Source organism: Microbacterium sp. 5K110, assembly GCF_005774735.1.
Classification (GTDB): Bacteria; Actinomycetota; Actinomycetes; order Actinomycetales; family Microbacteriaceae; genus Microbacterium.
Genome location: NZ_VBUM01000004.1, coordinates 38,717 through 65,414, shown reverse-complemented (window position 1 = coordinate 65,414; position 26,698 = coordinate 38,717). Strand labels below are relative to the sequence as shown.

Annotated in this window: 43 protein-coding genes; 5 read left to right on the top strand and 38 right to left on the bottom strand. The window is 69.2% G+C overall.

Annotated elements, in window-relative coordinates; all coding sequences use genetic code 11:
* Positions 1-7: 7 nt before the first annotated feature.
* From FE256_RS02300 to FE256_RS02225, 18 genes are all read right to left on the bottom strand, one after another.
* On the bottom strand, positions 8-604 hold the full coding sequence (locus FE256_RS02300) for a hypothetical protein (protein ID WP_138172610.1): 597 nt from the start codon (positions 602-604) through the stop codon (positions 8-10).
* Positions 601-1,605, bottom strand: a complete 1,005-nt coding sequence (locus FE256_RS02295; RefSeq protein ID WP_138172609.1) for a phage tail tube protein — start codon at positions 1,603-1,605, stop codon at positions 601-603. Before FE256_RS02295 ends, FE256_RS02300 begins: the two co-directional genes overlap by 4 nt.
* The gene (locus FE256_RS02290) at positions 1,602-1,913 is read right to left on the bottom strand and encodes a hypothetical protein (RefSeq protein WP_138172608.1); all 312 of its coding nucleotides are present in this window, start codon (positions 1,911-1,913) and stop codon (positions 1,602-1,604) included. Before FE256_RS02290 ends, FE256_RS02295 begins: the two co-directional genes overlap by 4 nt.
* Positions 1,914-1,927: 14 nt before the next feature.
* Positions 1,928-2,404: a hypothetical protein gene (locus FE256_RS02285; protein WP_138172607.1), complete on the bottom strand. Its 477-nt coding sequence runs from the start codon at positions 2,402-2,404 to the stop codon at positions 1,928-1,930.
* On the bottom strand, positions 2,401-2,763 hold the full coding sequence (locus FE256_RS02280) for a head-tail connector protein (RefSeq protein WP_138172606.1): 363 nt from the start codon (positions 2,761-2,763) through the stop codon (positions 2,401-2,403). Before FE256_RS02280 ends, FE256_RS02285 begins: the two co-directional genes overlap by 4 nt.
* Before the next feature lie 79 nt (positions 2,764-2,842).
* Positions 2,843-3,256, bottom strand: coding sequence for a hypothetical protein (locus tag FE256_RS02275; protein ID WP_138172605.1), 414 nt, complete (start codon positions 3,254-3,256; stop codon positions 2,843-2,845).
* Positions 3,253-4,527: a phage major capsid protein gene (locus tag FE256_RS02270; RefSeq protein ID WP_138172604.1), complete on the bottom strand. Its 1,275-nt coding sequence runs from the start codon at positions 4,525-4,527 to the stop codon at positions 3,253-3,255. Before FE256_RS02270 ends, FE256_RS02275 begins: the two co-directional genes overlap by 4 nt.
* A 15-nt stretch (positions 4,528-4,542) precedes the next feature.
* A complete protein-coding gene (locus FE256_RS02265) occupies positions 4,543-5,217 on the bottom strand; it encodes an HK97 family phage prohead protease (protein ID WP_138172603.1) in 675 nt (224 codons plus the stop codon).
* The gene (locus FE256_RS02260; RefSeq protein ID WP_171024154.1) at positions 5,214-6,383 is read right to left on the bottom strand and encodes a phage portal protein; all 1,170 of its coding nucleotides are present in this window, start codon (positions 6,381-6,383) and stop codon (positions 5,214-5,216) included. Before FE256_RS02260 ends, FE256_RS02265 begins: the two co-directional genes overlap by 4 nt.
* Positions 6,380-6,553 (bottom strand): hypothetical protein, encoded by a 174-nt coding sequence (locus FE256_RS18005; RefSeq protein ID WP_171024153.1) that lies wholly within the window; start codon positions 6,551-6,553, stop codon positions 6,380-6,382. The genes FE256_RS02260 and FE256_RS18005 overlap by 4 nt, the downstream gene beginning before the upstream one ends.
* Positions 6,554-6,566: 13 nt before the next feature.
* A complete protein-coding gene (locus FE256_RS02255; RefSeq protein ID WP_171024152.1) occupies positions 6,567-8,021 on the bottom strand; it encodes a terminase large subunit domain-containing protein in 1,455 nt (484 codons plus the stop codon).
* A gap of 70 nt (positions 8,022-8,091) precedes the next feature.
* Positions 8,092-8,502 (bottom strand): hypothetical protein, encoded by a 411-nt coding sequence (locus tag FE256_RS02250; RefSeq protein ID WP_138172600.1) that lies wholly within the window; start codon positions 8,500-8,502, stop codon positions 8,092-8,094.
* A 492-nt stretch (positions 8,503-8,994) separates the two neighbouring features.
* Entirely contained in the window at positions 8,995-9,210 is a 216-nt protein-coding gene (locus FE256_RS18620; RefSeq protein WP_354645959.1) for an HNH endonuclease, read from the bottom strand.
* A gap of 248 nt (positions 9,211-9,458) precedes the next feature.
* Positions 9,459-9,893, bottom strand: coding sequence for a hypothetical protein (locus FE256_RS02240; protein WP_212743461.1), 435 nt, complete (start codon positions 9,891-9,893; stop codon positions 9,459-9,461).
* A gap of 5 nt (positions 9,894-9,898) precedes the next feature.
* On the bottom strand, positions 9,899-10,690 hold the full coding sequence (locus FE256_RS02235) for a hypothetical protein (RefSeq protein ID WP_138172599.1): 792 nt from the start codon (positions 10,688-10,690) through the stop codon (positions 9,899-9,901).
* Positions 10,691-10,719: 29 nt separating this feature from the next.
* On the bottom strand, positions 10,720-11,100 hold the full coding sequence (locus FE256_RS18340; RefSeq protein ID WP_212743460.1) for a hypothetical protein: 381 nt from the start codon (positions 11,098-11,100) through the stop codon (positions 10,720-10,722).
* Between the two features lie 31 nt (positions 11,101-11,131).
* Complete coding sequence (locus FE256_RS18000) at positions 11,132-11,287, bottom strand: hypothetical protein (RefSeq protein ID WP_171024151.1); 156 nt, start codon at positions 11,285-11,287, stop codon at positions 11,132-11,134.
* On the bottom strand, positions 11,284-13,179 hold the full coding sequence (locus FE256_RS02225) for a peptidoglycan DD-metalloendopeptidase family protein (RefSeq protein WP_171024150.1): 1,896 nt from the start codon (positions 13,177-13,179) through the stop codon (positions 11,284-11,286). The genes FE256_RS18000 and FE256_RS02225 overlap by 4 nt, the downstream gene beginning before the upstream one ends.
* Before the next feature lie 416 nt (positions 13,180-13,595).
* Here FE256_RS02225 and FE256_RS02220 point away from each other — a divergent pair, with 416 nt between their 5' ends.
* The 3 genes from FE256_RS02220 (at position 13,596) to FE256_RS02210 (ending at position 15,322) form a co-directional block, all read left to right on the top strand.
* Complete coding sequence (locus FE256_RS02220) at positions 13,596-14,237, top strand: hypothetical protein (protein WP_138172597.1); 642 nt, start codon at positions 13,596-13,598, stop codon at positions 14,235-14,237.
* Between the two features lie 261 nt (positions 14,238-14,498).
* Positions 14,499-14,654 carry a hypothetical protein gene (locus tag FE256_RS17995; protein WP_171024149.1) on the top strand — a complete coding sequence of 52 codons (156 nt, stop codon included), beginning with the start codon at positions 14,499-14,501 and terminating at the stop codon, positions 14,652-14,654.
* A gap of 305 nt (positions 14,655-14,959) precedes the next feature.
* Positions 14,960-15,322 (top strand): hypothetical protein, encoded by a 363-nt coding sequence (locus tag FE256_RS02210; RefSeq protein WP_138172596.1) that lies wholly within the window; start codon positions 14,960-14,962, stop codon positions 15,320-15,322.
* 54 nt (positions 15,323-15,376) lie between these two features.
* Here FE256_RS02210 and FE256_RS02205 read toward each other — a convergent pair whose 3' ends face one another.
* The 7 genes from FE256_RS02205 to FE256_RS02175 form a co-directional block, all read right to left on the bottom strand.
* The gene (locus FE256_RS02205; protein WP_138172595.1) at positions 15,377-15,739 is read right to left on the bottom strand and encodes a hypothetical protein; all 363 of its coding nucleotides are present in this window, start codon (positions 15,737-15,739) and stop codon (positions 15,377-15,379) included.
* Positions 15,717-16,634, bottom strand: coding sequence for a hypothetical protein (locus tag FE256_RS02200; RefSeq protein WP_138172594.1), 918 nt, complete (start codon positions 16,632-16,634; stop codon positions 15,717-15,719). Before FE256_RS02200 ends, FE256_RS02205 begins: the two co-directional genes overlap by 23 nt.
* Before the next feature lie 309 nt (positions 16,635-16,943).
* Positions 16,944-17,615, bottom strand: a complete 672-nt coding sequence (locus FE256_RS02195; RefSeq protein ID WP_212743459.1) for a hypothetical protein — start codon at positions 17,613-17,615, stop codon at positions 16,944-16,946.
* Between the two features lie 330 nt (positions 17,616-17,945).
* Positions 17,946-18,536, bottom strand: a complete 591-nt coding sequence (locus FE256_RS02190; RefSeq protein WP_138172593.1) for a hypothetical protein — start codon at positions 18,534-18,536, stop codon at positions 17,946-17,948.
* Complete coding sequence (locus FE256_RS02185; protein ID WP_138172592.1) at positions 18,533-19,363, bottom strand: hypothetical protein; 831 nt, start codon at positions 19,361-19,363, stop codon at positions 18,533-18,535. The genes FE256_RS02190 and FE256_RS02185 overlap by 4 nt, the downstream gene beginning before the upstream one ends.
* Positions 19,360-19,677, bottom strand: a complete 318-nt coding sequence (locus tag FE256_RS02180) for a hypothetical protein (protein ID WP_212743458.1) — start codon at positions 19,675-19,677, stop codon at positions 19,360-19,362. Before FE256_RS02180 ends, FE256_RS02185 begins: the two co-directional genes overlap by 4 nt.
* Positions 19,665-19,964: a hypothetical protein gene (locus FE256_RS02175; protein ID WP_138172591.1), complete on the bottom strand. Its 300-nt coding sequence runs from the start codon at positions 19,962-19,964 to the stop codon at positions 19,665-19,667. The genes FE256_RS02180 and FE256_RS02175 overlap by 13 nt, the downstream gene beginning before the upstream one ends.
* A 209-nt stretch (positions 19,965-20,173) precedes the next feature.
* Here FE256_RS02175 and FE256_RS02170 point away from each other — a divergent pair, with 209 nt between their 5' ends.
* Positions 20,174-20,356 carry a hypothetical protein gene (locus tag FE256_RS02170; RefSeq protein ID WP_138172590.1) on the top strand — a complete coding sequence of 61 codons (183 nt, stop codon included), beginning with the start codon at positions 20,174-20,176 and terminating at the stop codon, positions 20,354-20,356.
* Positions 20,357-20,361: 5 nt separating this feature from the next.
* Here FE256_RS02170 and FE256_RS02165 read toward each other — a convergent pair whose 3' ends face one another.
* The 11 genes from FE256_RS02165 to FE256_RS02120 form a co-directional block, all read right to left on the bottom strand.
* Positions 20,362-20,790 carry a hypothetical protein gene (locus FE256_RS02165; protein WP_138172589.1) on the bottom strand — a complete coding sequence of 143 codons (429 nt, stop codon included), beginning with the start codon at positions 20,788-20,790 and terminating at the stop codon, positions 20,362-20,364.
* Positions 20,787-21,206, bottom strand: a complete 420-nt coding sequence (locus FE256_RS02160) for a hypothetical protein (RefSeq protein WP_138172588.1) — start codon at positions 21,204-21,206, stop codon at positions 20,787-20,789. The genes FE256_RS02165 and FE256_RS02160 overlap by 4 nt, the downstream gene beginning before the upstream one ends.
* Positions 21,203-21,370, bottom strand: coding sequence for a hypothetical protein (locus tag FE256_RS17990; RefSeq protein ID WP_171024148.1), 168 nt, complete (start codon positions 21,368-21,370; stop codon positions 21,203-21,205). Before FE256_RS17990 ends, FE256_RS02160 begins: the two co-directional genes overlap by 4 nt.
* Positions 21,367-21,873 carry a DUF2637 domain-containing protein gene (locus FE256_RS02155; protein ID WP_138172587.1) on the bottom strand — a complete coding sequence of 169 codons (507 nt, stop codon included), beginning with the start codon at positions 21,871-21,873 and terminating at the stop codon, positions 21,367-21,369. The genes FE256_RS17990 and FE256_RS02155 overlap by 4 nt, the downstream gene beginning before the upstream one ends.
* Positions 21,858-22,037 (bottom strand): hypothetical protein, encoded by a 180-nt coding sequence (locus tag FE256_RS02150; RefSeq protein WP_171024147.1) that lies wholly within the window; start codon positions 22,035-22,037, stop codon positions 21,858-21,860. Before FE256_RS02150 ends, FE256_RS02155 begins: the two co-directional genes overlap by 16 nt.
* Positions 22,038-22,060: 23 nt before the next feature.
* Entirely contained in the window at positions 22,061-22,834 is a 774-nt protein-coding gene (locus FE256_RS02145) for a hypothetical protein (RefSeq protein WP_138172585.1), read from the bottom strand.
* Complete coding sequence (locus FE256_RS02140) at positions 22,831-23,718, bottom strand: PD-(D/E)XK nuclease-like domain-containing protein (RefSeq protein ID WP_171024146.1); 888 nt, start codon at positions 23,716-23,718, stop codon at positions 22,831-22,833. Before FE256_RS02140 ends, FE256_RS02145 begins: the two co-directional genes overlap by 4 nt.
* Before the next feature lie 315 nt (positions 23,719-24,033).
* A complete protein-coding gene (locus tag FE256_RS02135; protein ID WP_138172583.1) occupies positions 24,034-24,282 on the bottom strand; it encodes a hypothetical protein in 249 nt (82 codons plus the stop codon).
* 214 nt (positions 24,283-24,496) lie between these two features.
* Entirely contained in the window at positions 24,497-24,709 is a 213-nt protein-coding gene (locus FE256_RS02130) for a hypothetical protein (RefSeq protein ID WP_138172582.1), read from the bottom strand.
* Complete coding sequence (locus FE256_RS02125) at positions 24,706-24,966, bottom strand: hypothetical protein (RefSeq protein ID WP_171024145.1); 261 nt, start codon at positions 24,964-24,966, stop codon at positions 24,706-24,708. Before FE256_RS02125 ends, FE256_RS02130 begins: the two co-directional genes overlap by 4 nt.
* Before the next feature lie 47 nt (positions 24,967-25,013).
* Positions 25,014-25,346, bottom strand: a complete 333-nt coding sequence (locus FE256_RS02120) for a hypothetical protein (protein WP_138172580.1) — start codon at positions 25,344-25,346, stop codon at positions 25,014-25,016.
* A gap of 63 nt (positions 25,347-25,409) precedes the next feature.
* Here FE256_RS02120 and FE256_RS02115 point away from each other — a divergent pair, with 63 nt between their 5' ends.
* Complete coding sequence (locus FE256_RS02115; protein WP_171024144.1) at positions 25,410-26,021, top strand: hypothetical protein; 612 nt, start codon at positions 25,410-25,412, stop codon at positions 26,019-26,021.
* Positions 26,022-26,212: 191 nt separating this feature from the next.
* On the opposite strand, the gene FE256_RS18615 is transcribed toward FE256_RS02115, so the two are convergent.
* The gene (locus FE256_RS18615; protein ID WP_138172578.1) at positions 26,213-26,446 is read right to left on the bottom strand and encodes a helix-turn-helix domain-containing protein; all 234 of its coding nucleotides are present in this window, start codon (positions 26,444-26,446) and stop codon (positions 26,213-26,215) included.
* Complete coding sequence (locus FE256_RS02105; protein ID WP_138172577.1) at positions 26,446-26,676, bottom strand: helix-turn-helix domain-containing protein; 231 nt, start codon at positions 26,674-26,676, stop codon at positions 26,446-26,448. Before FE256_RS02105 ends, FE256_RS18615 begins: the two co-directional genes overlap by 1 nt.
* Positions 26,677-26,698: the final 22 nt, after the last annotated feature.

Here is a 26,698-nt window from a genome sequence, read left to right as displayed (position 1 = left end):
GTATCTCCTAATCGCTGATCTCGGCCAGGGCCTCGTCGATCGACGCGTCCACGCGCGCCGCGGCGGCCTCTGCCCCTCGAAACGCCGGCTCCCAGAAGTAGGGCATGCCGGCCTGGTACTGCATCCGGTCGCGGTGACCGAACGTCGGATGCCGGAAGCGCTTGGCCTGCCAGAACGTGGCACCCGTGCGCTTCGCGTTCGTTGTCCGCACTGCGATCGACGTCCGCTTCTCCGTGATGACGACGCGCGTGCGGAGGCTTTTCTTGATGCCCTCGCGCAGCCCCACGCCGTCTTCGTCGTTGGACCTGGATCGGCCGGGACGTTTCACGTCGCGGTCGCCGTAGACGTTGAGTCGCCGCTTGACGATCCGCTTCGTCTTCGCGTTGTACGTCCTGCGCGTGCGCTGCCCGACGACTGCGACACCGCGGGGCAGCGGACCATCCAGGATGGCCCGCTGCTCCGAGATGATCTCGTCGCCGGACTGACGAAAGTCCCGACGCACCCGGCGCGCGAGCGCCGGACTGAACTCCTTGATGCGCTCGAACCGGGTACGGACACTGGAGGTGTCAAGCGCGATGTTCGGCGTGACACCCCCGCGGGTCATGGTGCGGTGTCCGCCGACCGGTAGACGATCCAGATCGGCTGTGTCGCGGTCCCGTTGTCGAACGCGGTGAACGGAATCGACTGCGTCACGGTTTCGCCGCCGTTCGATGCCGGCACCTCGCCCCCGAGACGAATCGCCGGGAGGACGACCTGGAGAACGGCGGTGCCGTTCGTGAATGTCAGCACGCACGCGAGAGACGTCTGCGCGAGGTAGGCGTCTCGCAGCACGTTGTCGGTGTACTCCGCAGTCAGCTTCCCGGTGATCTGCGGCTTGCCGAGCACGGGCGCGCGTCGGCGAAGACCCGCACCGCCGAGGTTGAACCCCTTCTGGTCGAGGTTGCGCTTCACCGTCACGGAGAAATCGGCGATGTTCACGGCACTCGTCACCGCGAGCGAGGCCAGCGCGGTCGTCGTCGGCTCCGTCAGCACACCGTCCCCCAGGAAGATCTGCCCCTGCACGTAGGAGAACAGGCCGTCATCGGAGGGGTACGCCGCCGCCACACCCGGGGACGTGACGAGGATGCGCGACAACAGCGCCGACGCCGTCACCGCAACGTACTCGCCTTCCTTCGCGTCGATCGTGAGGGAGTCGAACGCACACCCACGGAAGATATGCGCGTTGTTCGCCGCTCCCCCGAGCAGCGGCACCACTTCCTGAACCGCGTACGTCGGGACCGGGTCCGTGGTCGACAGGGTGTGCACCTGCTGCGTGAGCCCGGTCGAGACGTTGGTCGTGACGACGGAACCCATGACCGCGTTGATGAGGAACCCGAGGCCACGCGTCGGCGCGTCCACCGTGATGTCCATCGTGCCTTCGACGTGAGAGATGGACTGTCGCGACGTCCGGTCGACGCCCTTCGTCGGACGGAGCCCCTTGCTCATCGCCGTCTTGACGTCCCACTTCGCTTTCGCTTCCGACTCGAAGAATCGTGTAGCGGGCGTGATGGTGGCGAACGCGGCTTCGAGGCCGAGCCCCACCGAGAAATCGAGTTGCGTGGTCACTTCTCACCCTCCTGGCTTTCCTGATCGGCCTTCCGCTGACGCGTGCGCGCAGGTCCGGGCGACGCGTCGCCCTCACCGGCCGGCGCGACGGTTTCCCCCCTGATGTCCGCTTCCTCCGCCAGCGACGCGGCGTACGCGTCGTGCACGGACTGCGGCACGTCCACGACCTCGTAGATCTCGACCTGTCCGACGAATGCCGCCGCGAGGTGATCGGGCACCTCGAACACCTCGCCGACCTCGATCCCGCGCAGCCCGAGCACGTCGATGTCGAGCGCGCCCAGCGGCCCGACGTTCTTAAACTTCGCCACCCTTGTCTCCCTTCCTACGCGGCCCGCACTCGGTGCGTGCACACGAACTCCGCGGCGACTTCCACCTGGAACCCGCCCTCAACCTCTGCACCCGCCCACGAAGCCGACCCGGGCCAGCACCACGCGACGACGCCGCCGAGCGTGATGTTGTCGCCGTCGGCGATGTACGCCCAGATCTTCGACAGCAGCTCGTCGCAGCGGGCGTACGCGGCATTCACCACGTCGTCGCCGCGCCCCGACCGCCACGCCCCCACGTTCATGCCGAGCGTGATCATCTCGTCATACGACCGCCGCGGCCCGATCGTCTTCGGGTCCACGGCCTGGTCGACGTCGCCGAACGCGACCCAATCCGGATTCTCCGGGGCACCCGAGAACCCGGCCTCGATGTCCACCGACCGATCGGCGGCGAGAGCAGCACGCACCGCAGCGATGAGCCCCGCGCGGGCCTTGAGCACCGAGCTGGTCGCGCTCACGACCACAAGCTCGCTCATGCGCCGAACCCCGGCCGCGGCGGGTAGTCGGCCAGGATGCCGGCCACGGTGCGAGGAAGGTCGATACCGCCGATGCCCTCGTTCGGGGCCAGCTCCTCGCCCGTAGGGCGCGCCCGCGGCCCCTTCTTGTCTTGCTGCCACCACAGCTTCGCCGTGCGGCGAGCAGCCAGCACGAACAGTGCCGGGACGTGCCCGTTCACCTCGTGCCGGGTCGGTTCGACGTCGCGGCCGGTCTTACGGTCCACGCGCTCACACGCGGCCTTGATGTACATCTCCAGCTCGGCGGCGTCGTCCTGCCCGACGCTGTACTCGAGCGCTTTGCGCAAATCGTTCGCGCGAAGCGGCCAATTCTTCGCCACGGCCTCTCCCCTCCTGTGCGACGACCGAGGGGCGCGGCACCCGGTCAGGTGCCGCGCCCCTCGGCTCAGACGCCTCGGTTCACTCCGCTCGCGCGGCGTACCCGATTGCGATGTACTGCGCGGCCTCCGCCGCGGGCAGCGTCACGACACCGCCTGCGGCGGGCCAGGGCTCGCCGTCACGCGAACCGCTGATCGTGATCAGCATCCGCACGGCCACGTCGCCCTCGAGCGACTCGAGCACCACCTGCGGTTCGGGATCGATCGGCTGCCCGGCGAGGAGGAGGTCGAGCTTGCGCTGCGACTCCGCCGCCTCCGCCCGCAGGCGAGCGATCTCGGCGTCCTTCTCGGCATCGGTGGTCGCCGCCGCCACGGGCGCCTCCGGCGCAACAGACGCCGCGGCATCCGTGGCATCCGCCGTCTCCGCCTCCGCGGGAGCCGCAGGGGTCGCCTGCGCCTCCTCCTCGGGACGAGCGGCCTGCTTGCGGGCGGTCACGCTGCACCACCGACGAACGACTTGACCGCCGAGGCGTCCATGAGAGCACCGTCCGCGCGGAGCTTGCCGCGGAAGGCGATCTGGTCGGCACCGAAGAGCGCCTGGTCGGAACGCTCGATGCGGGTCGACCCCACGAGACGGACCCAGTAACGGGAGAAGTCGCCGTAGAAGATCGACTTCGACCCGGCGCCGAGGGGCGAGAGGAACGGGTCGCGGTACACAGGCGCACCGAGGAGCTGCGCGGGTGCGCCGGTCTGACCGTTCGGCTCCCAGTAGTAACGGCCGCTGTTGTCCTTCAGCTTCCGCGCCGCCGCGACGGCGGTGTTCGCTGCGACCCACGAGGCGTTCGCCTGGTAGGGCGCGAGAACCGATTCCTGGACGTCGATCAGGTTGTCCCACGTCGGCGCACCGCCGACGCCCGTGGCACCGGTCACGCCGGCCGTGGCCGCGGTGGCGATGCCGGTCGGCTCGGTGCCGCCCGCGCCCGTCGCCAGCTTCTGCCCGAACAGGACGGCGATGTTCTCGCCGATCAGGCGGGACACGAGCCCCTCGATGTCCACGAGGGAGTCGTCGACCAGCTCGCGGCTGATGCCGCGGTAGTCGCCGTACCCGTAGGCCTTGAGGGTGATCTGCGCGAACGCGGGATCGGTACCGGTGAGCTGCGTCGCCTCAGGAGCGGGCGCCGCGGCGCCGAAGCTCGTGAGGCGCGGCAGGATCACGTCGTCGCCCTTCTCCGTGGTGAGCACGTACGCGCCGGCCGCGTAGATGCCGGAGAACTGACGCAGCGGCTCGATGAGCTGCGAGAGGAAGGTCTTGCCGACGGTGTTACCGCCCGCCGTCGGCGTCCCCACGCTCAGCGCGCGCGCCTGCGCCGCCACCACAGCGGGCGTACCCGCGGGCAGCAGTCGGCTGATCGCCCGTGCCTCTTCGATCGACGCCGCGTACTCGAGAGGCGAGGACGCCGAGCGCAGCGCGTTGCGGATCTCGTTCGCGAACGCGGCGACGTCGGCCGCGGGGCCGAACGCCGACGGGTTGCCGAGCACGTCCGCGGCGAAGTCGATCGCGCGCTGCTCGATGTCACGCTGCTGGCGCAGCAGCGTGATCCGGTCGTCGAAGTCGTCGAATGCTCGGGTGAGCTTCTCGAACTTCGCGTGCTCCTCGGCCGTCAGGGCTCGCTCGGCGGCGATGTCCGCAAGCGGCTTGCCCTCCGTCTCCCACGCCCGCTTCTGCTCGTCGGCGAGGGACTTGATGCGTTCCTGGATGCTGGTCATCCGGGTTCTCCTTTCTCAGATCCCGCGCTTGCGGGCTCGGGTCACGAGCGCGGGATGCGTCTCGCGTGTCATGGCGGCAGCGGCGCGGCGCACCGCTGCCTCTCGCTCGCCGGGCTCGGCGGGCGGGGGGATGAGGGACGCGCGCACGGCGTCGAGGTCGATCGCGCGGAGCATCGCCGTGGACGACGACCAGTAGGCCGGGTCAGCGACGGGGCTCACGTCGTGCAGGGTCGCGCGGGTGACGCGGCGGACCAGGCGCCCGTCCGCGTCCTGGCGCCACTGCTCGTCGAGCGCGGTGAACGAGAACGACGAGAACCGGTAGTCGCCGCGCTCGGCGAGCACCGCGGCGTCTCGACCCGCCGACGTGTTCGGCAGATCATCCTCGTACCGGATGCCGGTGTCATCGACGAAGACGCGAAGCGTCCCCGAGTCGGTCGCGCCGAGCAGCAGACGGCTGTCGTGCTCGGACCGGCAGATCACCCGCGTGTGCAGTGACAGGTCGAGCGCGCCGCCCTTCCCAGGCGCCCCGAACGCTTCCGGGGCGAACTCCTCGCAAAAACCGCCGAGGTCGCGGCTGAGCGTGTCGAAGACGAGCGCGTACCCGCCGATGACGCCGAGCCCGCTACCTCCGTCGGTGGCGCGGAACTCGACCGCCTGATGCGTGCCGCGGCGTTCGATGGTGATCGTCATGATGCCTCCTCTGTGAGCGCGAGCGATGTCGCGTTCGACGTCGATTCCGACTCGGACCGGTTCTTCCGGAACAGCTCGTACCCACGGTCGAGCTGCGCGTCGGTGAGGGGACTGCGACCACGACGCCGTCGCGCCTCCTCCGGCGTGAGCGTCAGGTTCTTCAGCTCCTCCGAATCCACCCGCGCACGATCGAGCAGGCTCGGCTCGGCGAGCGCCTCGAGGTGGAAACGCAGCTTGTGACCAGGCGGCAGAATGTCGCCGAATGCGGCAGCGACGTTGAGTGTGATCGGCTGGAGCGTTCGCACGTTCAGCAGCTCTTGATCCATCTCGCGGTTGCTGTACGTGCGGGAGTTGCCCGCCTTCCCGCCGATGTCCTCGGGCGGCAGCCGGTAGATCGTCGCGATAATGGTCGCGCTCGCCTCGATCGTTGCGAGGAACTGCGCCTCTTCCGCGGTGAGGGAGATCTTGGTGTAGTCCCACTCTCCGGGCAGTGCCACCGGCTTGCCGTCTTTCGCGGCGTTCACGAAGTCGTCGCGCGCCTCGCGCAGCAGCGTGGGCGACAGCTTCGACGTCTTCGCCGACAGAACACCGGGCGGCACCGACGCGTTGCGGAACCAACGCCGGCCGTACTCGCTCGCGAGCGTCGCCATGTCGAACGTTGCCGCGAAGTGCTCGATGGGAGAGAGCCCCATCGCCCGTCCGGGCTCCACGAAGTTGCGGAGGTGGATCAGGTTGCCGCCCCGCTTGACGAGCTGTATTTCTCGCCCCAGCACGTGGTAGACCGGGTTCAGCGGATTCGAATCGTTGACCGTCACCCACTCCGGGGGTAGCCACCGCACGTACCGGCGATACTGGTCGACCAGCCCGAACGCGTTCCCGCGGAGCTGCAAGAGCGTGACCATGAGCTTGCTCCAGTCGTAGACCGACAGGAACGGGTCCGGGTCGGTCAGCCACGGCGGCGCTTCGGCGGGCTCCTCCTCGCCGTTGCCGACCTCACGGGCGACGGAGATCGGCGTGCTCGCGATCAGGTCGGCGATCAGCCCGACCGCACCGTAGACGGGCGCGAGTTGCGTGACCTTCCGCGGCCCGACGAGCGACGGGGAGAACGAGCCCCACAGGCTCGACGAGTCGAGGTCGCGCTTCTCCGCACGAGGAAGGAAGCTCACCGCTGACCACCTCGCCACGGCTTGATCGCGTACGACGCAGCCAGCGCGCCGATGCCAGCGACGATCAGCGCGACGGGGATCGACCACAGGCTGATCCCGACGACGATCAGCGCGATACCGACCACCTCGAGCACGGTGGTGAGAAGCTCCGTGCGGTCATGTTCAGGCACGATCGGCCTCCTTTCAGTCGGAGCGGTTCGCCTCACGGAACGCCGCGAGCGGGTCGTACGACAGTTCGGGCAGCAGCTTCGAGAGCATCTGCCGGGCGTACGCGACCGAGACGAGCGCGGTGATCGGGCGCATGCTCTTGCTGCGGGTGAACTTCCACCCGTCGCCGAACGCCTGCACCGCCGCCTCCTGGAGCGCGTCGGTGATCTCTTCCTGCCCGGTGTGACGAAACTGACGGGTGAGCACCGCGTCGAGCAGGCCCGGCCCGGCCACGGCGATGTCCGTATCAGCCATCACTCGCACATCGACGCCGAGTTCTTGCAGCTTCGGCACGAGGAACCCGGCCGTCTTCAGCTCGACGTACACCGGCCCGTCGTCCCTCTTGAGCACGTCGAGGATGCCGGGGATATCCCGATCTCGGTCGCCGTGGATGAGCCAGCCGGTCGGGTCGGCGTCGTCGTAGTCGAGGATGCGGGGCGCGTCGGCGAGCACCTCGCCGTGGATCGCGCCGTCCTCCCGAGGACCGGCGACACCGATCGACGCCCACGTGGAATCCGGCGACACATCGATGACGTACACCACCGGCTGACCTTCGGCGGGCTCCGAATCCGGGTCGGCGACGGCCTCCCACTTCGCCTTCGGGATCTTCCATTCGACGGTGAGTTCGTCCGCCCACCAATTCAGGTACGGGCGGAAGAACCCGTCTTTGAGGTTCTCCCGCTCGCTGATCACGTTCGCGAGCGACTGCGTGAACCCGAGGGCCGGCATGCAGCCCCAATAGGTGAGCGGGTCGTCCGGGTCGGCATCCATCGGCGCCGAGTACTCGATGTACAGCGACCGGTAGCGGGGATCGTTCAGCAGCGCCAGGTCGGCGCGGAGCAGCTCGACGCGCGCGCGGCCCTGCTCTTTCTTCTCCCACAGGAACGGCGACTTGCGTTGCGAGTATCCCGCCGTCGAGATCCAGAGACGCTGCGCGTCCGCGACCGCGATCATGGCCGGCGAGATCGCCTGCTCGAGACGGTCGTCTTTCTGCGCGAACAGCTCGTCGCCGATGCCGAGCCCGAGGGTCGATCCGTGCCCGGCCGTCTCCGTAGCCGCGTCGATCGACCACTTCGACCCGTTCTTGAACAGCATGTGATGCATGCCGTTCGTCGCGCGCAGCGTCGTCCCGGTGCGACTCGGCTGGAGCAGCCGACCGATCGGCGACCGCTTGATCCGGTAGTGCTGCTCGTCGGTCAGCTTCTCGAGCGCCTTCGCGTACGTCTGTGCGATGTAAAGAATGTGTTGCCGCTCGGGCCACATGAGCGCACGGTGCGTGCCCCACGGGATGACGATCGTCGTCTTGCCCGACTGCCGCGGAAGGATGATGACGATCTCGCGATACCAGAGCTGACCGAACGCATCGACCTCGAACGCCGTGTCGAAGATCTCCCGCTGGTACGGCATCGGCTCCTGACCGAGAACACGCATGACGCCGACAACCTCACGGCCGCGCGACTCCCGCGCCGGGTTCCGCGGCGTCACCCACCGCGGGACCGTCTCAATCCCCTGCGGCGCCCCTGATCGCGTCCATGATCGCGGCGGCGTCATCCGCACCACCTCCCGCGATCAGGTCCGCGAGCACACGTCGCACCGCCTCGACGGTGCTCGCGAAGTACCTCGCGTTCTTCGGGTCATCCAGCGACCGCGCGCCGCGGAAAACCAGCTCGTGCCGCAGCCGCGTCGCCGCGTCCTTCGGGTCGACGAGCGCTTCTCTCGCCGCTCGCTCGATCGCGGATGACGGCTCGAGCAGATCCAGCGGCTCGACCTCGTCACGATGCAACCACCCGGCCTCACGGATGCGCTCAGCCGCGACGATCGCGGCCGTAGTCGCGTCACCGCGCGCGTCGAACAGCGCGTCGTCGATCATCTGAGCGAGCGGATCATCCAGCCCCGGGCGGCGCACCGACATGGGCCGTTCGGTCGCGCCACCCTCAGCCCCAGCACGAGGAGCTGTAGGGCTCTTGGCACGTGTAGGGCGAGCCCTCGTCGCGCCCTCAGACGGGGACTCGCCGGCCTCCGCTGCGCGCTTGCGCTCGCGGTACGCGGCCATGTCATCCGACTTCCACTTTCGGCACTTGTCGCACCCGCATTTCAGCCGGTATCTACCGCGAGTGCCGTGCGGCGGCAACGGTTTCCCACCCACGGCACCACCTCCGCTCAGTGACCATCTGACGCCGCCGAATCAGCCCGCGACCCGTTGCCCATCGGCACCCGCCCGCAGCCGCTCAGCACCGCGCTCAGCCCTACAGCGCCCTACAAGTGCGTAGAACGAACCGGGGAGAGAGATTTTTGGGCGGAGCGAGGGTGAGCGCTGGTGGGGGGTCGGGAAAAAACTGCACATGATCCTGGGGGTGGCGCCTCGCCCCGGCACTGCGCGTCCGCTCTCACGACGTCGGGCGTGTCAGGCCCACCGTCGCGAGCGCGTGCCGCGCGGCACGGACGGGGCACGATCGCGGCGACGAGCGTTGCACCCGAAGTGCGCGGGTCGCAGGTTCCACAGATCCCATGTGCCGCCCTTCGACGCTGGGATGACGTGGTCAAGGGAAGGGCCGAGCGGATGCCGAGCGCGAAGGTCGAACCTGATCGGTCCGCGCCGACCACGGCACAGCCAGCACACGGACCCTCGCGGGCACACGATGCCGAGGAGCCGCGCGTACTCGGTAGCGCTGAGCTTCTCGGCATCGTGTGGCACCGCTCACCTCCCGGTCGTCCGGGCTCAGGCTCGGCGCGCCCGTTCCCGTTCCACCCGGGACACCGCCCGCTCCGGGGGGTCCGCCTGCTGCGAGACGATCGCTTCGACAGGCGGAAACATTCGCGGCCGATCCGGCACCACCGCGAACCCGATCACACCCGAGACGGGCGCGATCACCCGCGGGGCGGCCACGCCCACGTCCCGGGCTCGGTACCCTCACGCCGCGACGTCAGCCACAGCGTGTCGTTGCCGTCGAGCAACGCCTGCCCGTTGATGCCGTCGGGCCACACCCGCACCACCACCACGGGTACGACGTCGCCGACACGCGCCTCGTTGCCGACGTGCACCTGAGCACCCGAATGCGTTCCGCCGACGCCGCTCGCAGTCGCGTCGCTGCGGCGCCGGTTGATCGCGTGCACGTCGGCTTCCGACAGCGTGTAGAGCACGATCCGGCCGCGCGTCGGCGGGCGCTGCGGCTCCGGAATCCCCGGGTTCGCGCTCAGGAACTCATCGAACTTGCGCGCTACCTCCAGAACATCCAGCGTCGGATGGTTCACGCCGGCCTGGATCGCCAGAGCCAGCGCCTTCTCTCGCCTCGAGAGGGTCATGGGGATCACGCGAGCACCTGCACGGGCACGCGCAGGGTCGACGTCGCGTAGGTGGGAGCTAGCGCCTCGAGCACGGCCGGGGTGGGCTCACCCACCAACAGGACCGCGTCGAACCGCAGGCCACGCGCCTCATCGAGAGAGGTCAGGATCGTCACCGCACCCACGGGCAACGGCGCGAGCTGACGGACCGCCCGCGCGCGGAGCGGCTCGGGCGCCGCTCTGCCCGGCGCGTACACCCCGACCGTCAGACCCGATGCCGGCGCGGCCTCTGCGGGATCTCGCTCGGTCTTGAACGTGGCCGGGTTCTCCTCCGGCTTCGCGTGCTCGACGACCGCGGCGCGAGTCGTCGCGAACGCGGCGAGCTTGCTCTGCCACTCGGGCGGGTCAGCCAGCGGCCAGGGGCTCGACAGGGTGCCCACGTTCACCACCTGCACGAACGCGGTGAAGATCGACAGGACAGCGGTCGTCACCGTTGCGATCTGCGCGGCCGTGTCGTCGCCCCACGCCGTGAAGGCCACCCCGACCGCGCCGACGGCGAGCGCGAGCGCGTACACCGCGCCCCGGCCGTGCTCGTTCAGCCACGTGTACGCGTCCGACCGGCGCAGCAGCGACAGGCCGATGACGCCCTGCACGAGCAGCAGAGCCGACGCGGACAGGTCGAGCAGCGCCGACGACTGCGCCTGTGTCGTGACACCCAGCATCGTGAACAGCGCCACGAGCGACGCAATCGACGCCTGCACCGCCTGACGACGCGAATCCGTGAACCAGCGCGCAACGCGCGCCCAGAACTCTTTCATCCGAACCCCCTTCGGGTCGTAGTCGTGAATCACCGCGGGAGCCCCTCGGGCCAATCCGGCAGTGGGATACCGTGCTGCGCCATGTGGTCGCGCTGCACGCCGATGAACGCGCGGTAACCGCGGTTCTCCGCCTCGAGACGATCCAGACGCGCGTCTGTCGCCTTTCGGTAACGAGCCAGCTCCTCTTGAAGCTGGTCGATCATTCGGTCAGCCGCAGTCGACTGCGCCGCGTCATGGGCGACGCGGGTCGCCTCCTGCTGCGCCGCGGCCGTCTGCGCCGCCGTGTCGGCCTGGAGGCGCGCCGTGCGACGCGCCGTGGACGCACCGAGGAGGTGGCCCAGGATCGCGGCGAGCGCCGTCGCGAACACACCAGCGAACGCGATCCAGGCGAGCATCACCGGATCAGCCATGAGACACCCCCCTCGTTTCTACGTTGATCAGTCAGGAAGGCGCGCCGATGATGCACAGCGCCGCGACGCCGCCCAGCACGAGCCCGCAGGCCACGCCGAGAAGGCACGCGACACGATGAACCTCGCGGCGCGCCGCGTGCCGGGTTGAACCCCGTGCCACCAGTTGCTCGAACGTCGGCGTCTTCACGATCGCCGGCCCAGGACACCCTTGAGCCACTCGAATATCTCCTGGAGCTTCGAGCGGGGCACCTCGACGACGTCACCCTTGCCCGGCTCAGGAGCGGCCGGGGTGTAGCGCCCGAGGAGAATCTGACGCGCTCGCACGAGCAGCGCGTCAACCCGGGACTGCCACCACTCGCCCGGGCATTCGGTGCCCGGGAGCATCTCGCGGTGCGTGATCGTGGTGTTTTCCCGCTGCCGCAGGTTGTACATCACCAGCACCCCGTCGAGCGTCTTGCCCTCGTAGGACGCGAGCCAGGCCATGACGTCGGCGACACGCTCGAACTGCTCGGCGGTGCCGTCGCCGTCGCCCTGGATCTCGACACCGTAGCCGCGCCAATTCCAGTCGGGACCGGTGAGCGCCGGCTTCATGCTCGGACGGATAAACTCCCGGGTTCGCCCGTTCCCGAGAACGTGAAGGTGCGGGCAGGAGCTGCGGTCGTTGTCCTTGCTGAACCACGCGCCGTCATCCCCCGACGAGCCGGTGCGGTGAATGTGGAACTGGTCGATGATGACCGGCGCCGGGACGGCCGGCTTTCCCTTCGTGCCGCGGGGCGAGTTGCCGAGCGGGGCGTCTAGGCCGATCACGGCATCCGGGTAGAACGGCGTATGCGTCGGCAGGCCGAGCGGGTTGTCCCCGGTCGGCGTGGCCGTGGGCGGCGGGGCGGTGGGCGTAGCGATCTGCTCGAGCCCGTCGGTGCTCTGCGACGTAAAGCCGCCCGACCAGAACCAGTTGCCCGCGAGCGCGCCCCGGAACCAGACATCGATGCCCTCGACCGTCTCACCGCGCGTCCAGCCGTTGAACGTGCCGACCGTGCCTGCCGGAAGGCTCTGCGCCACGGTGTAGTTGCGACCGGGGCCGGTGCGGCCGTTCGCGCCTCCCGCGCCGACGACACGCTCGTTGCTCGCCGAAGGCGTCGGAGCGGCCGGGTTCAGGTCAGCGAGGTTGTCGACGTTGCTCGGCTCGAGGTAGGCGAGCGAGAACCAGTCCCCCGAGTGTGCGCCGCGAACCCACCGGTTCTCCGTACCGACGGCGTCGCCGTACTTCCAGCCGTCGAAGTCGCCGACGGCGCCGGCCGGGAGCGTCTGCTTCAGCGTCGCGTTCACGCGGGCGTCCGCGCGGCCGTTCAGCTCGGTCGTCGTGCGACGCTGCTGCCCACCGAGCGACGCCGCGGGGGTCAGGTCCGGAAGGTTCGCGGTGTTCGCGCCACCCTCGAACGCACCAGACCAGAACCAGCGGCCCGACGTGCCCTTGAACCAGACATCGTTGCCCTCGACGCTTTCACCGCGGGCGAAGCCGACGAAGTCGCCCACCGTCGCGTCCTGGAGCGGGTCGCCGACGAGCGCGGACTGCGACGACGCCTCGGCGCGGCCGTTCGCGACGGCACGCGTGCGACGCTGCTGACCGCCGACGGATGCCGTCGACCCGCCGCGGCTGAGACGCGCCGCGATGAACGCGAGAGGGTCGACCTGACCGTAGTTGCCGAAGTGCAGCTCGCCGGGCGTGATCTCGAGGTGCTGGTGCACGCCCTGCGCGCTACCGGACTGCCCCATGATCCCGATGCCGACCGGGTCGCCTTCGTTGACCCACTGACCGTCCGAGACGAGCGAACGTGCCTGGTGGAGACTCTTCGAGAAGAATCCGTCGTGCTGAATCCAGACCTGATCGCCGCCGTTCTCCCAGCCGCGCGGTGCGCTGCCCGAGCACTTGACGACACCCGCGGCGACCGCCCGGATGATTGAGAAACCGATGAGGTCAGCGCCGCGGTGGTAACTGGACGCACCGCCCGACGCCTGGCGCGGACCGAACCCGCTCGTGACGGTGGGGCGCTCCGTAGAACCGTTCGGGTAAAGCATCATGCTCTCCTCTCGCGTTCGAGCGGAGCGGGGCGGAGGCATACGCCCACCGCCCCGCTCCTCCGGTCATCACGCCGGGTCCGCGCCGCGCATTGTCAGAGCATCCGCGGTTGCTCCCCCGCACCATGCGGGACATGGCACACCGAACCGTCCGCGCCCCCATGCGGCGCCCGCATGAATGCGCGGCGGCTCGACGACAAAGGGGGGAGGCGAAACGGTGCGGTGCGCCGATCTCGAGCCGGGGCACCAGCCGAGAGACGATGCGCGTTTAACGACGAGAGCCCCCGCCGCGGGGCGAGGGCTCTCGGTTACAAGACTTGCGCAAGCTCAGCTTACGAGGGGGTGCGGCCATTACGGTGGGCCGCCAAACTGGACCCAGCTAATCAGCCGACGAGACACCCGAGGTACGAATGAGTTTCTTGACATCCATGCGCCGACTCGGCGGCACCAAGAAGGTCGCGATTACCCCCGGCCCGGAGAAGCCGGGCCGGGCACCGTTCGAGGCGGAAGCATTGGTGCAACCCGAATCGATATTCTTCGAGGTCGACGTACCTATCTACAACGGCGACCGCATGGAATGGGACGACCCCCGAGGCGGTCGCGAATCGGCATACGCGAGTCAGGTCGACGTGCGCGATCAGGGATCAAGCCGCATACGCCATATCGAGGTCAAGTATTCGGCGGCCCCGCCCGCGCCTGAGCCACCCGCGCCCCAGGGAGGGCACGTCATCGTCGTGAACGGGAGCCACGTCAATATCGCCGTGGATGGAAGCACCGTGACCCAGCAGCTCCCAGTGGCAGCAGGCTACGAGCACCTGGCGGATGCTGTCGGACGTGCGCTAGCGCTGATCGAAAAAACAATGGGGATCGACCCTGAGGAGGTCGATGTCGCCAGGGAGTACGCGACGTTGATCGTCGCCGAGACTGCCAAGCCGAACCCGGATCAGAAGGTGCTCAAGCGGCTGATCCCGGCACTAAAGGGCGTGCTCGCGTCAGCCGCGAACGCAGGAGCGGGAGCGGCAGCCTCGGGGCTCATCGGGCAACTGTTCGTCGGCTCCTGAACAGGGTTCCGCACGCATTCTCCTCACTCGACACCTGCATTCATGCATCTTGACGATGTATGATTAAGCTACAACAACAGAGAGGAGGTGAGATGTCCGAGATAGTGGACAACGTGGTCAAGCTCATCACCGCCACCGCAGCCCTCATCACAGCCCTAGCACTGTGGAGGAAGGCCGGAGAACGGAAGAAGGACTAGACCACGAGGGGCCGGAGGTAGAGAAAGTACCTCCGGCCCCGCCGTCCATCATCGGACCCCCACCATGACGAAAGCAATCGAATACGCCGCGATCGTCGTCGCGCTCATCGCCGCGACGCTCGCGTTCATCGCCGAAGCCGTGTGGGCCGGCTCTCTCGCCGTGCTCGCCGCCGCCCTTACCGGGTACGCGACGATCAGCCGAGAGAGCACCCGCAAATGATCCGGTATCTATCGCGTAGCGAGGTCGCCAACCGAATCGGCGTCGCAGCGAGCACTCTCAGCCGGTACAAGATGCCCGAGCCCGACGCGCAGATCGGCGACGTGCGCGGCTGGACGCCCGACACGATCGACGAATGGAACGCGGCCCGCCCCGGAAAGGGAGCCGGAGCGGGCCGCAAACCTCGCACCGTGACCGACCGAGCTACCGATCGGTCGGAACCCGAGCGTTCCAACCCTCGGACGCAGGCCTCCCCTCGTTCACCGACCCGAAACCCCACAGCCGCCGAGCGGCCCTAGCCTGCCGGCATGAACGCGGGCCACTTGCTCATGCTCCTCGGCATCGGAGTCATCTTCGCGGGCGTGGCGATTTTCATTTACCGCATCACGCGCATTCCGGAGCAGATCATCGAACACGCTCAAGCGCAGCACGAGCAGGCCGAATCACAAGCCGCCGCCACGCAGGACCGGGGATCTGCGCTCCGCGAGGTCGCGCTCCATCGCATGAAGACCGGCTACATCCCCGATCCCGACACCGCCTTCGAGCGACAGATCGCAATCGACGGCATGGCGATCGCCCTTCAAGCCGCCGGCCTCACGATGCCCGATTCGCTCCGCCAGCTACTCGACTACCTCACGCTCGACGAACTCCGAGATGCCCTAGCGGACTAAGCCACACGACCGGGCGCACCGCTTGGACCGGCTCGCCCACGAGGCCGTCGGCTGCTACGCGGTCGAGCCGGTCGTGTCGGATGCCTTCAGGTCTTCCTCGATCGCCTGCAACCGCACGACCCCGTCCATAACGCGTTCAGTGTCGTCCTCGCTCCACACCTCGAATCGGCCCGACTGCTCGGCCCACGCGATCATCGCGTACGACCAATCGCTGTTCAGCTCGATTTCCGCGGCTTCCTCATTCAGGTAGAAGACGAGATCGCAGCCCGGCCCCGCGACAGTGGTCGTGAGACGCATCGACCCATCGGGCAGCGAGCCCTTCCCCGTCACAGCAAACCGCCTCCCATCAATCAGCAGGTCGATGAGCGCCTCTCGCACATGGAGAGCGGTCCGATCATCTTCGATCTCGATCTGCACGCCATTCACGGTCACAAGATTCACTGCGTCGCCCCCTCGGTGAGTGTGTCCTAGTACCATATGCCGCGGCCCCATCTCCCTGGGACGCAAACCGCCCACTCTCGTCCCTCTGCCCGGCGCCCCTGTTGGCGCCGATCCGATCCCGCACCGCGAGCACTGTCGATCGACGGAACATCGGTCGCCGCGCACCGTCGATCACGGCGTACGTCTCCGGTCGCAGCTCGCCCTTCGCGACCCATCGCCGCAGCGTGCGATCCGAGCCCGCCTCTTGCGCGGCCTGCTGCCGCGTCAGGAGCCCGTCCCCACCGTTTCCCCATTCCGCGATCGGCGCCGACAGCTCCCGGCCGTTTGCCGCGAGCAGCAGCAGCGGCTCCGGCCTGAGCGCGCGCGACGGCTCAAGCGCCAGCTCGAGGAACTCTCGACGTTCTGCCCCCCACCGCGACAGGGCATCCGCGGCCGACCACCCCGACCTCAGCCCGTCCTCGTCCGCGACGTGGCGAGTCCACAGCACGTCGTGCAGCGTCGACATGCGGAACTCGTCCGCGAGGTGCCAGGACTCGAGAGCGCGGAGGATCACCTTCGCGTGCACCTTCGCGTCCTCAGCTGCGCCCTCGGAGTCCGACCGGGGTCGGTGCCCCTGTGCGCCCGCGAGACGCCAGAGGCCCATCTGAACGGCCGTGCACGCATCCGCCAGGTCCGAGGGCAGCGGAGCCCGTGTCGCGCCGCGGCCCGACCCGCCGCCCCGCTGCACGAGATCCTCGTAGCACGTCGCCGACGTCGGGTCCGCGACCGACCGCAACCGGCCCACCAGATCCGACACCTCGTGCAGCATCCACCGGAACCGACGGCGACACCGGTCGCACACCACCATGCCGGCGAGCGCCTCCGTCGGCATGCACCCCCTGCACGGGTTGACGTGATCGACCCCGTCGTAAACGGAACAGTCGGCGAAGTGACGACCCGTCTCCGTACAACCCAGAGCACACGGCGTCATCGACCTACCCCCAACCCTCGAATGAACCGACGTCGCATGTCCGTCTCCTCGTCGTACCGACGCTCACGCTGTAGCGCCGCGTCCCACGGTGTCGGCCGCGCCTCAGCGAGCACCGCGACCCGACGTCGACCAGCACGGGACACCGACCTCAGGAACTCGTCGAACGCGTCGTCGGCGGCCGTGCGGCGCTCCGCGAGCGGAACGCACGCGTCACCACGGCTTCGCATCGTCTGCATCGCTCTCCTCCTCCCACCGCGTGAGCTGCTCCGTGTACCGCTGCTGCGCCACCCACCGGTCGTGCTGACGGCGAGCCGTGCCGCAGGGTCCGCAGTCCGCCCGCCGACCGTTCGGGTGATCCACGCAGCCGATCGGCGGGGCGTCCAGCAGCAGCGGCCGACGCGGCGGCGCGGAGCGCTCGCCCCGCTCCCGCCACGCTGCCCACTCGCCCTCCCGCTCGGCCTGCTCGGCACGCACCCGCGCCTCCGCCCGCTCCCGCGCGCTCACCCGCTCCCCCTCCATAGCCACGGGATTCCGAGGAACCCCCCGCGGAGGCGGCGGCGGGTAGTCCGACACCGCCCCGCGCTTGTCGGCCCGCAGCGGATGCAGCAGCGCTAGCAGCTCGTCGCCCTCGTGCTCGTACCGCAGGAGAAACCCCGACTCCTCGAGCATCAACACGTGCCGTACCACCAACGCCGCGGCGGCCTCGCCCGGGTAGATCGCCGCGGCGATCAGCTCCGGCACCAGCAGGCACCGGCCCGCTACGTCCGTCGCTTTCGTCCACAGCCCGATCGCCGTCGGCTTCGCCTCGTGCGGCGCCCGTAGATACCCGACGAAGTCGAGATCGGCCGCGCTGATCCTCCGCTGAACGCTCCTCGTTGACACCCGTCTCGTTCCCTCTCGCAAAGCCCTCGAAACACAGATCCACCGCCAACGGCAGGTAGTCCTCGGGGACGGTGAAACACTCGGTCCAGCCGCGGCCGTACGGCATGAGCGACCACGCGTCCAGCTCGGATCGGAACGCGCCTGGGAACCACCGGGCCAGCACCCGCAGCGCCTCCCGCTCCCACGTGGCATCCGTCCCCCGAGCCAGCACCAGCACGTGCCCCCCGGTCGACGTCATCGCCTCGATACGGGACCACTGCGACGTGCGCCCCACCTTCAGCACTGCCCGCTCGGGCCAGTAGATGACATAGGTCATCGCGAACCGCGGCATCATTCGGCACGTCCCGAGAACGCGGCGCGCGCCAGCGCTGCGGCATCCCGAGCTTGGGTGTGCATCACGGCGCGCACGAGCGCGGCGGTGTGCATCATGTCGAGCGGCTCGGGCTTCAGCCGCGGCGCGCGCACCACAGTGCGCAACGACTTGCCGTGCTTCACCATCAGCCCCCACCCGTCGGGTAGTTCGCCGTCGCGCACGATCGCCGCATCCGACACGACCAGATACCAGCCGTGGCAGTAGCGCTTCCACGCTTCTGCCTTCTCCGGATCGCGTAGCTCAGCCAGCCAGTCCGACCGTGACACCTTGACCTCGTGCCCGATCAGGGTCGGCGTCTTGTCTCGCCAGTACTGGACCCCCTCGCGTGCCAGCCTCGAGCGCTCGGCCGTCGATAGGTGCTCGTATCCGTGGCTCAGGAACATGCGCACGGCGAGGAAGTCCGCGATGCGCGAGCGCTCGAACCCGAGTCCGACCGGCACGTGCTCGGCGCGCGCGAACTCGCGGCCGACGTACTCGCCGTTCTTGTACGTGCGGCCGTACCGGACGCACAGGCGATCGAGCATTGTCCGCTCAGTCTCAGCAGTCATGCGGCACGTCCCGAGAACACGGCCCATGCTCGGGCGACGCCGCCCGAGCCGGCGAACAGGTCGGTGAAGTCGTCCTGCGGTTCCGCGCCGAGGAGATCGAATACCCACCGGCAGAACGCGGCCGGCTTGGCGCCGACCACGCGGGCGGGCTCGGTGGTGCGGGCACCCGGACGATAGGCGAGCACGTCGACACGTCGCGCGGATCCGAGCGACGCGTCGACCGCGGCCACCAGCGAACCGCTCGCGGCCGCGCGGCGCGACGCGTCGTGACCGCCGGCCGGCGCGACGGGTCGCGGCGCGCCGGTGTCACGCGACGCGTCGGGCAGGTCCTCCGCGACGCGTCCACCTGGTGGGCGCGACGCCTTCTCGCCCGCCATGGTGGAACGCGACGCGTCCCGCCTGCCACCCCAATAGATGACCGGTTCCCATGCGTTCAGCGGGCCCGCGCTACGGGTCGGCCGCTCGCCCCGGACCCACACGGCGACACGCGACCCAGCCGGGCACATCGCGAGCACCGACTGCAACGCCTCCGCTGACGTCGACAACGCCCACCCGTCGTATCCGTCGCTGAGCTGCTCGATGAGACGCGTGTGATCCACCTCGCCCGCGTAGTCGGGGTGGCTGCCGTAGTAGCGGCGTGACTTCCCCGGGTAGGGCGGGTCGGCGTATGCCAGGCGCAAGACGTCGTCGCCGACGTCGGTCGCGACGCCTACCCCGGAATTGAACCGGTGCCGAGCCTGCCGGCACCGCACGGAGCAGCACACGGCGTCTCGGCGCGCGGCGGCGGGGATCAGCCCACGGCACCAGGCGCACGTGCGATCGCTCATCGCCGACCCCCTCGACCCGCGGGGACCGGAGACAACCCCAGCCGCGCCCGGTACGTGCGGTGCGATTCGGTCACCTTCGAGCACAGCCCGGCCGCGTCGAGCGCGAGCGCCGACTGACCGCATCCCTTGCACTTCGGGTAGTCGGCCTGCATCCGGTCGATGCGCGCGGACGTCGCCGCCCACTCCCGCCGCAGGTGCTCCGCCCGGCGATCGTCGATCACCCACCCCTTGTCGGTGTTCTTCCACCCGCCGTCGGGGAGCGCCGCGACCTCCGCCGTGCAGCACCCGTACTGGCATCCGCTCACGATGCCCACCGCTCCGCCTCCCGCGCCGCAACCCACTGCCGCTCGAACTCGGCGTACGTCACCCGAGGGTGCTCCTCCCAATGCTCGAGCAGCTCCGGCGACGCGTACGCGAGCGCCCGCACCTGCGGCCCGTAGAAGATCGACCGAGGCTTCACCCGTGCTTCGCGCCCTCGCGCGTTCAGCAGCGCGCCGTTCGTCGCCTCCTCCGCGCGCGAATACGCCGCCTCGAGCACCTCGTCGAACGCCGCTCGACACTCCCGCCACTCGGCGAACGCCTCCCCAATAAGCCGGCTCACGCACGCCTCACCCGCCGAATGTTGCGCCGAGCCACCGCGAACAGCACGTCGAACGCCCACGAAGCCGCGACGAGCATCGCCAGCCTGTTACCCTCGAACGCCGCCAGAGTCGACGCCGACGCCAGGCAGAGATAGATGACAACTCCGTCAACCTCAACCAGCCGAGCACGAGCGCTTTTTGAGCTGACCGCGGCCGTAAGCTCACCGCCGTGATCGAAGCCGCCACCCCCAACGGGGACACCATCCGCAGCCAGCCCGTCGACCCCGCCCGAGATCTTGCCGGGCTCGAGTACCACCTGAGCGTCGCCAGCAGCTACGGCGACACCACGGCCGCCGCCGACCTCGCGTCGCGCATCGCCCGCCTGAGGGTTGAACACCCCCACCTCGCCTGAGCCGTTCACGCGGCAAGCTCCCTCGCGTCAGGCTCCTCGACAGGCGAGAACCCGCCGTCGTTGTCCAGGAGCACCCACCCGTGCAGGTAGTGCCGGATAGGGACGTCCACCGGGCGGCGGATACCGATCCGCGAGACGGTGAACCCGTAATGAGCGGGCACCTTCTCGCGGGTCACGTCTCCGTGGCATCCGGTCGTTCCCGAGCCGCACAGCGCGACACCGTTCGCCGCGAGAGCGAGGTAGGCGCGAGGCTGTACCCGCCCGTGCCGGGCGCGCTTCACGCCGCCCATACCCCGATCCTCACGGTGATGCGCCGACCACAGGTCGCCCCGCAGCAGGTAGTGGAGCCCCACGCCGCAGAGCGCGCACCGCCCTTCGTCGCGCTCCCAGATCAGCTCCACCGTCGCCGGTTTGAACTCCCCCGGGCCGGTCACGGGAGCGCCGCCAGACGCTCAGCTAAGTCGCGCAGCGAACGCTCTGCGTAGCTTCGGCGGTTCGCGTCCCGCTGCGCCATGTCCGCGCAGCGGCGCTCGTGCCTCAGCAGCGCGCTGCGCGTGCACACGTCAATCCGTTCCCGCACACGCCGCTCGGCCAGGGCGAACAGGTTCTCGAGCGTGTGCTGCATCGGCACCCGCTCGCCGTCGGACTCCTCGTCCTCCTCGTCGGACCAGACCGTGTGTTCGTAGCAGAAGTCGCCGAGATCACCCGAGTACCCGTCGTGGTCGGTCCACTCGTCGACCGCCGAGCCGATGTCGCCCCAGAACCCGTAGTCGCCGAGGTCGCGAGTCTGGACCGAGCAGCCCGGGAAGTCACACGCGAGGGCGTACCCCATCTGCTCCTTCACGCTCATGACGTAATGACCTCTCGGGTGAGTGCGATGACGAGCAGCGACGCGAATGCGAACGCTGTGAGGAAGATGACGACGCCAGACCATGCTCCGCGGGCGAGCGCGTGAGCGAACCCGTAGGCCGCGGCCGCGGTCAGCAGCAGCGCCGCGATGAGGAGGACGATCACGAGCCCGCCCCCTTCGGTCGCTTCGGCCGCGGTTTCGCGGGCGGTCGGGGCGGGGCCGGGTGACGCGTCACCACGAGCCACAGGACTTCCGTCATCGCGAGGATGAGCCACGGCGCCAGACCGTTCGTCACCGCACCACCCCAGAGGGGAACGGATGCCAGGTCTGCCCCGGCGATGGTGTGAGCGACGTTCGCGGCCGACGAGAACACGGTCAGCGCGACGATCCCGGCGAGCATCCCGCGAGCACGGATGCCACGCTTCGCAAGCGCCCCACGCGCCGCCGTCAGCACCACGAGCGGGACATCCACCATCACGGGCGTCAGCCACCGCATCGGCTCAGGGAGCCCCTGCCATTCCGCGATCAGCGACAGACCGTGCCACGACGTCATCACCGCCGCGAGCAGGGTGACCGCGACGCCGACCACGATCGCCCGGTGCATCACGACGTGGTCGGGGTTGATCGCCGCACCCGCACCCGTACGGTGCTTCACTGCGCGGGCCACGACAGCTCACCCCCAGAGGACTCCTGCACGAGCGCCTCGGCTTCGCGCTGCGTCAGACCGACGTAGGCGTGACCCGCGTCCTGCCAGACCGGATGCTCACGGCGAGGAACGCCGCAGCGACGGCACACCGTCAGGATGTCGCCGAGCGCGAGCACCGGAGCCATTGCCTCCTCCGAGGCGCGCACCGTCACCACCGGCCACCCCCGCGCCGACCGCTGTCCCGATCGCCGCGAGACTTCGCCTTCCGCGACACCGGCTTGACGTTCTCCAGGTGCGGAACGTTCGGCGCCGGAGGTCGAGGCACGACGGCAGGACGCGACGCCGACGACGTGGGGCCAGGACGGGACTCGACGCGAGTCGTCGGCATCACGGCCGCCTCCTGCGGGTACGCCGCGATCGACGCGATAGGCGATTCTGCTGCCTCGTATCGGGCGAGGATCTCGTCCGCCAGCCGCTCGAACTCGGGGATGGGCGGGTCTGCCATGAACTCTTCCGACTTGCGCTCGACGGGCCGTGCAACCGGCTTGCCCGGTTCGGGCCGGTCGCCGATGACGTCAGCGAACGCGCGCGCGAGCGCTGCGCGGAGCACGTAGGACTCGAGACGCTCGGTCGGGTTCGCCTCCCAGATGTCGCGCCACAGACGACCGTCGGTCGTCGTAACCAGCGGGCCGGGTAGCGCCTCCGCCCATCGCCGGTAGACCACCGTCGGGATGCCGTCGCGTCGGACCGTGGCGCGCGCCGCCTCCGGGTGCTCGGCGCGGAGCCACAGCGGCACCCACACCTCACCGTCGGCGGTGAACTCCACCGGATCGATCTCGAGGCGAGCGCCGGTCGACAGGGCGTAGCGCGTGTACTCGGCGAGCGTCTGCGCGACGTCGTCGACCGGGAGCGGCACCGGGGCCGCGGCGGGCCTATGGATGCGCGACGGCTTCTCGTCGGTAGGCAGCAGAACGTCGGTCATCGTTCGGCCTCCGTGGCGTCGATGTGGTCGTGGACGGCCCACTGCGGCGGGCGCGCGATCTGGATCTGGGACGGGTAGCCGGGCCACACGCCCGAATCCCGGGATGCCGCGAACAGCTCGCGGGCGCGCTTGGCGCGGGCGGCGCCGATCTCGCGGTAGTCGTCGTCGAGGACGAACACGGCGACGAGATACGGGGGGTCTTTCTCGACGACGATGAACGCGAACGCGTCGATCTGCTCGCCGATGAAGGACAGGGTGTCCTCGTAGTGCGCGCTCTGCACGTGGTATCCGTGGTCGGCGACGGTCTTCGCGAACTTGACCGGCGTCGCCGCCCCGTAGAACGTCTTGAGGTCGACGCCGACCCGGCCGAGGAAGTCGAACCGGGCGCGGCACTCGACGCCCGTCGCCGGGTCGGTGCCGAACACGGACACCTCGGGATGCCCCGCCTGCTCGAGCAGGACACGCGCGGTCGGGTGCGACAGCACCGCCTCCGCCATAGCGTTGACCTCGTCGGCCTCGGCGCGCTTGAGCGGCACCAACCCTTGCGTGCGTGCCCACACCTCGAACGACTTCGCGAGCTTCGTCGATGCAGCCCCGTTCGACGCGAGCACGTTGTCGAACTCCTCCCCCGTTTCCGGGTCAGCGAACACGTGGTCGCCGGCACCGTCCGGGTAGACGGCCACGCCCGCGCCGACACCGAGCACCTTCGAATGCGCCAGCGTGCCGACGTCGAACGCCTTCCGCGGCGCGCGCGGCTGCGACTGAGCGTGCTCGAACCGGGCGGGTGCCTCGAGCAACTGCCGGGCGCCGGTCGACGACAGCGCCGGGTGTGCGTGATACGTCTCCTCGTCGAGCCCGAGGACAGCACCCTGATACTCGGTCACCGTCCCCACCAGCCCCGCCACATGCCGATCACGACAACCCACAGCACGGCGGCCAGCGGGAGGCCCACCTGCCACGGGATGTAGTCCTCAGGGGTCATGCCGTCGCTCCCCTCGCGCCGACGAGCGGCGGCCACGTCTTCCCGCACACGCAGCGGTGATCGCCCTCGTGGCCGACCTCGACCTTGCACGCGTGCGTCAGCGTGGAATGCGGCGCGTGAGGACGGTCCTCCGTCGCGGTCGTCGGGCACCGGTTCGCCGGGTGCGGGACAGGCGTCTGCTCGCGGTCGCCATACGTGCGGCCCGTCGGCGGCGTGCTCATGCGTCCCTCTCATCGCTCGCGTACTCGCAGACGAGGCATCCGAACAGGCGCGACTCGAGATCGAACGTCCGAACCCCGGTATCGCACGCGGGGCAGGGGGTGCTCACCAGCAGCGGGAGCGGGTCATGCTGCGCGTAGAGCGCGAACAGCGAGGCGGGCAGGCTGACGGCGATCTCGAGCACACCGAACGCTCGCGCGACGTCGGCGGTGCTGAGCGACTCCGCGGCAACCAGCGTCGTGCTCATCGCTTCCCACCCCGCTTCGACCTGCGACGGCGGGCCACAGCCGCGCGATGCAATTGCTCCTGACGGGCGGCGCGAGCGGCTCTCGCTTCCGCCATTCGTCGGGTGATGTACTCCATGACGATCGGATCGGGGTTCACGGTCGACTCCTCAAGTCGATAGGTGGGCAGCGCAGGACACCGGCCATGTGCCGGGAGGATGCGCCTCGGGGATTTGGTCAGCCGACCTCGACGGCCAGGAAGCTGTCGACGACGTCGGCGGGGCGGCGAAGCTCACGCCGCTCGGTGTACCGCTCAGCGCGCTCGAGTCGCTTCGCGTCACGGCCAGCGCGGGCGACCCGCTCCAGCCGCTCGACCCGGACTCGCGCGTTCTCCCGGGCGTAGTGGATGGGCTTGCCAGGTACGGCGACCGTGCGCATGGTGTCGCTCATGACACCGCCCTCGCGGGCTCGGGCTGACGCCAGGACTTTCGCCCGACAGCGCGCGGGTAGACCCGCTTCGCGATCGCCAGACGTAGCGCGTCCTCCGCCTCGGCGGAGACCAGCGCATAGTCGTACGCGGGGCCAGGATCACGGCCAGCGAGCGAGTGCACCGTCAGACGCGCCATGGTCTGCTGCACCTCCCGCAGCTCCGCCTCGCCCCCGTTGCGGGATGCCAGCTCGATCCGCTCGCGGGCGTCAGTGATCACCTGCCGCGGGGACGGCGGCGGCGACGGCCGACGCCGGTCCTCGGCAGTCACGCCGCGTCCCCCGAACCACTGAACTCCTGCGCGAACCGCACACGCGAGAGCAAGGCGCGGGCGAGGTCGACCGCCTCGTGCGGGAAGAGATCGATGTCGCCGAGGCCGGGCACCTCGAGGTTGACGACGCGGTGTGACGTGCCCGCCGCGCCGTTCGTCGTCGTATCGACGACGAACGGGCCGCCCGCGAACCGCGCGGGGACCACGATCGCCTCCGCGCGAGGCTTCCCGCCCTCGTCGAGGAAGACAGCGCCGCGATCGACGGCGCCCGTCACTGCCGCGTCGGCGTCGAAGATGGAACGAACAGGGTTGGAATGCTGAACCGTCATGATGTGCCCTTCAGTCGGGTGTCGATCGAAGTGACCTCGGAGCCGCCTGTACGCTCCGGGGTTATGGATGAGTGGTCAGGGGTCGAAGCGATCGCCGCTGCCGTTGGCGCTGCCACCGGTATCGGCGGTCTGGTCGTTGCGAGCGTCGCGAATCGCCGCACGAAGCAGGCCAACAAGTTCGCGAAGGCCGCGAACGACCTCGCCGCGGAGGCGCTCGGGAAGGCCCGCGAAGCAAACGACATTGCCGAGCACGCGAACAAACTCAGTGAGGAAGCGAACTCGATCGCCGTCCACGAGGCCGCGAAGCAGCGCGACCCATCGCACGTCGAATGGCGCGCGAAGTGGGATCAGGAGACGTCCATCGTCACCGTCACCAACCACGGCCGCGATGTCGCAGTGAACACGACCGTCCTCGTCAAACGAGACGAAGTCGAGGAGGTGGTAACCCCGAACGGACGCATAGCCCGTCTGGAGAGCTTTGTCATCGTGTTCCCGGAGCTGCCGCAACAGCGGCAGGATCACGCGCTCATTGAAGACCTCGCGATCCGACAAGCCCGAGCCGACCGGATGTTCCGCCCTCCCACCCAGTTCGGCATCTCGGTAGCCTTCGACATCCGCTGGTTCAGCGAGATCGGGAACCCACGCCAACAGACGCTCAAGATATTCATCAGCTAGACGAAGCTCGAACTCCCGCACGGCAGTAGGGTCGGCCTCGTGAGTGCCCACGAGGATGTCTCCCGAGACGATTGGGAATCGCGCGTCGAGCGAGCTGGTGCGGCTCTCGCTGCCGCCGTTGAACGCATCGCGCTCAGCGCGCCAGGCGTCACGGACTGACGCCGCCTGACAGCATCCCGCGTCGCGATCGGTCATGATGCCACCCGGCCCGCAATGGGCGTGACGTTCGATCGCTTGCCCCGCGCCTTGTGCTCACAGGGGCGCCCCTCAATGAACGCCTCGAGACAGTCCTCGCGGATCGTCCATCGACCTCCCACGCTTCGCTGCGAGCCGTGCAGCTCACCGCTCTCGAGCGCTTTGCGGACCGTGACGGGGTGCTTCCGTGCTGTCTTCGCGGCCTCCGCCGTCGTGAGGTAGGTAGCCATCAGGCCGCTACCTTCGCTGCGGCCGCCGGGGCGAAGAGGTACTCAAGCGTGACGCCGAGGGCAGTGGCGATGGCGTTCAACTCCGCAAGCGTGAACTGGTCCGGCGCGTTGAGGCGCCGCCGCAGAGTCTTGTCCGCGATGCCCGTGGCCTCGGATAGCCATGCAACGCTCCGGTGTGCTGCGAGCCGCGCCTGCTCGATCCGCTCGACAATCGCGTGGGGGTTGGTCATGCGTCCACCGTAGTGGGTCGTA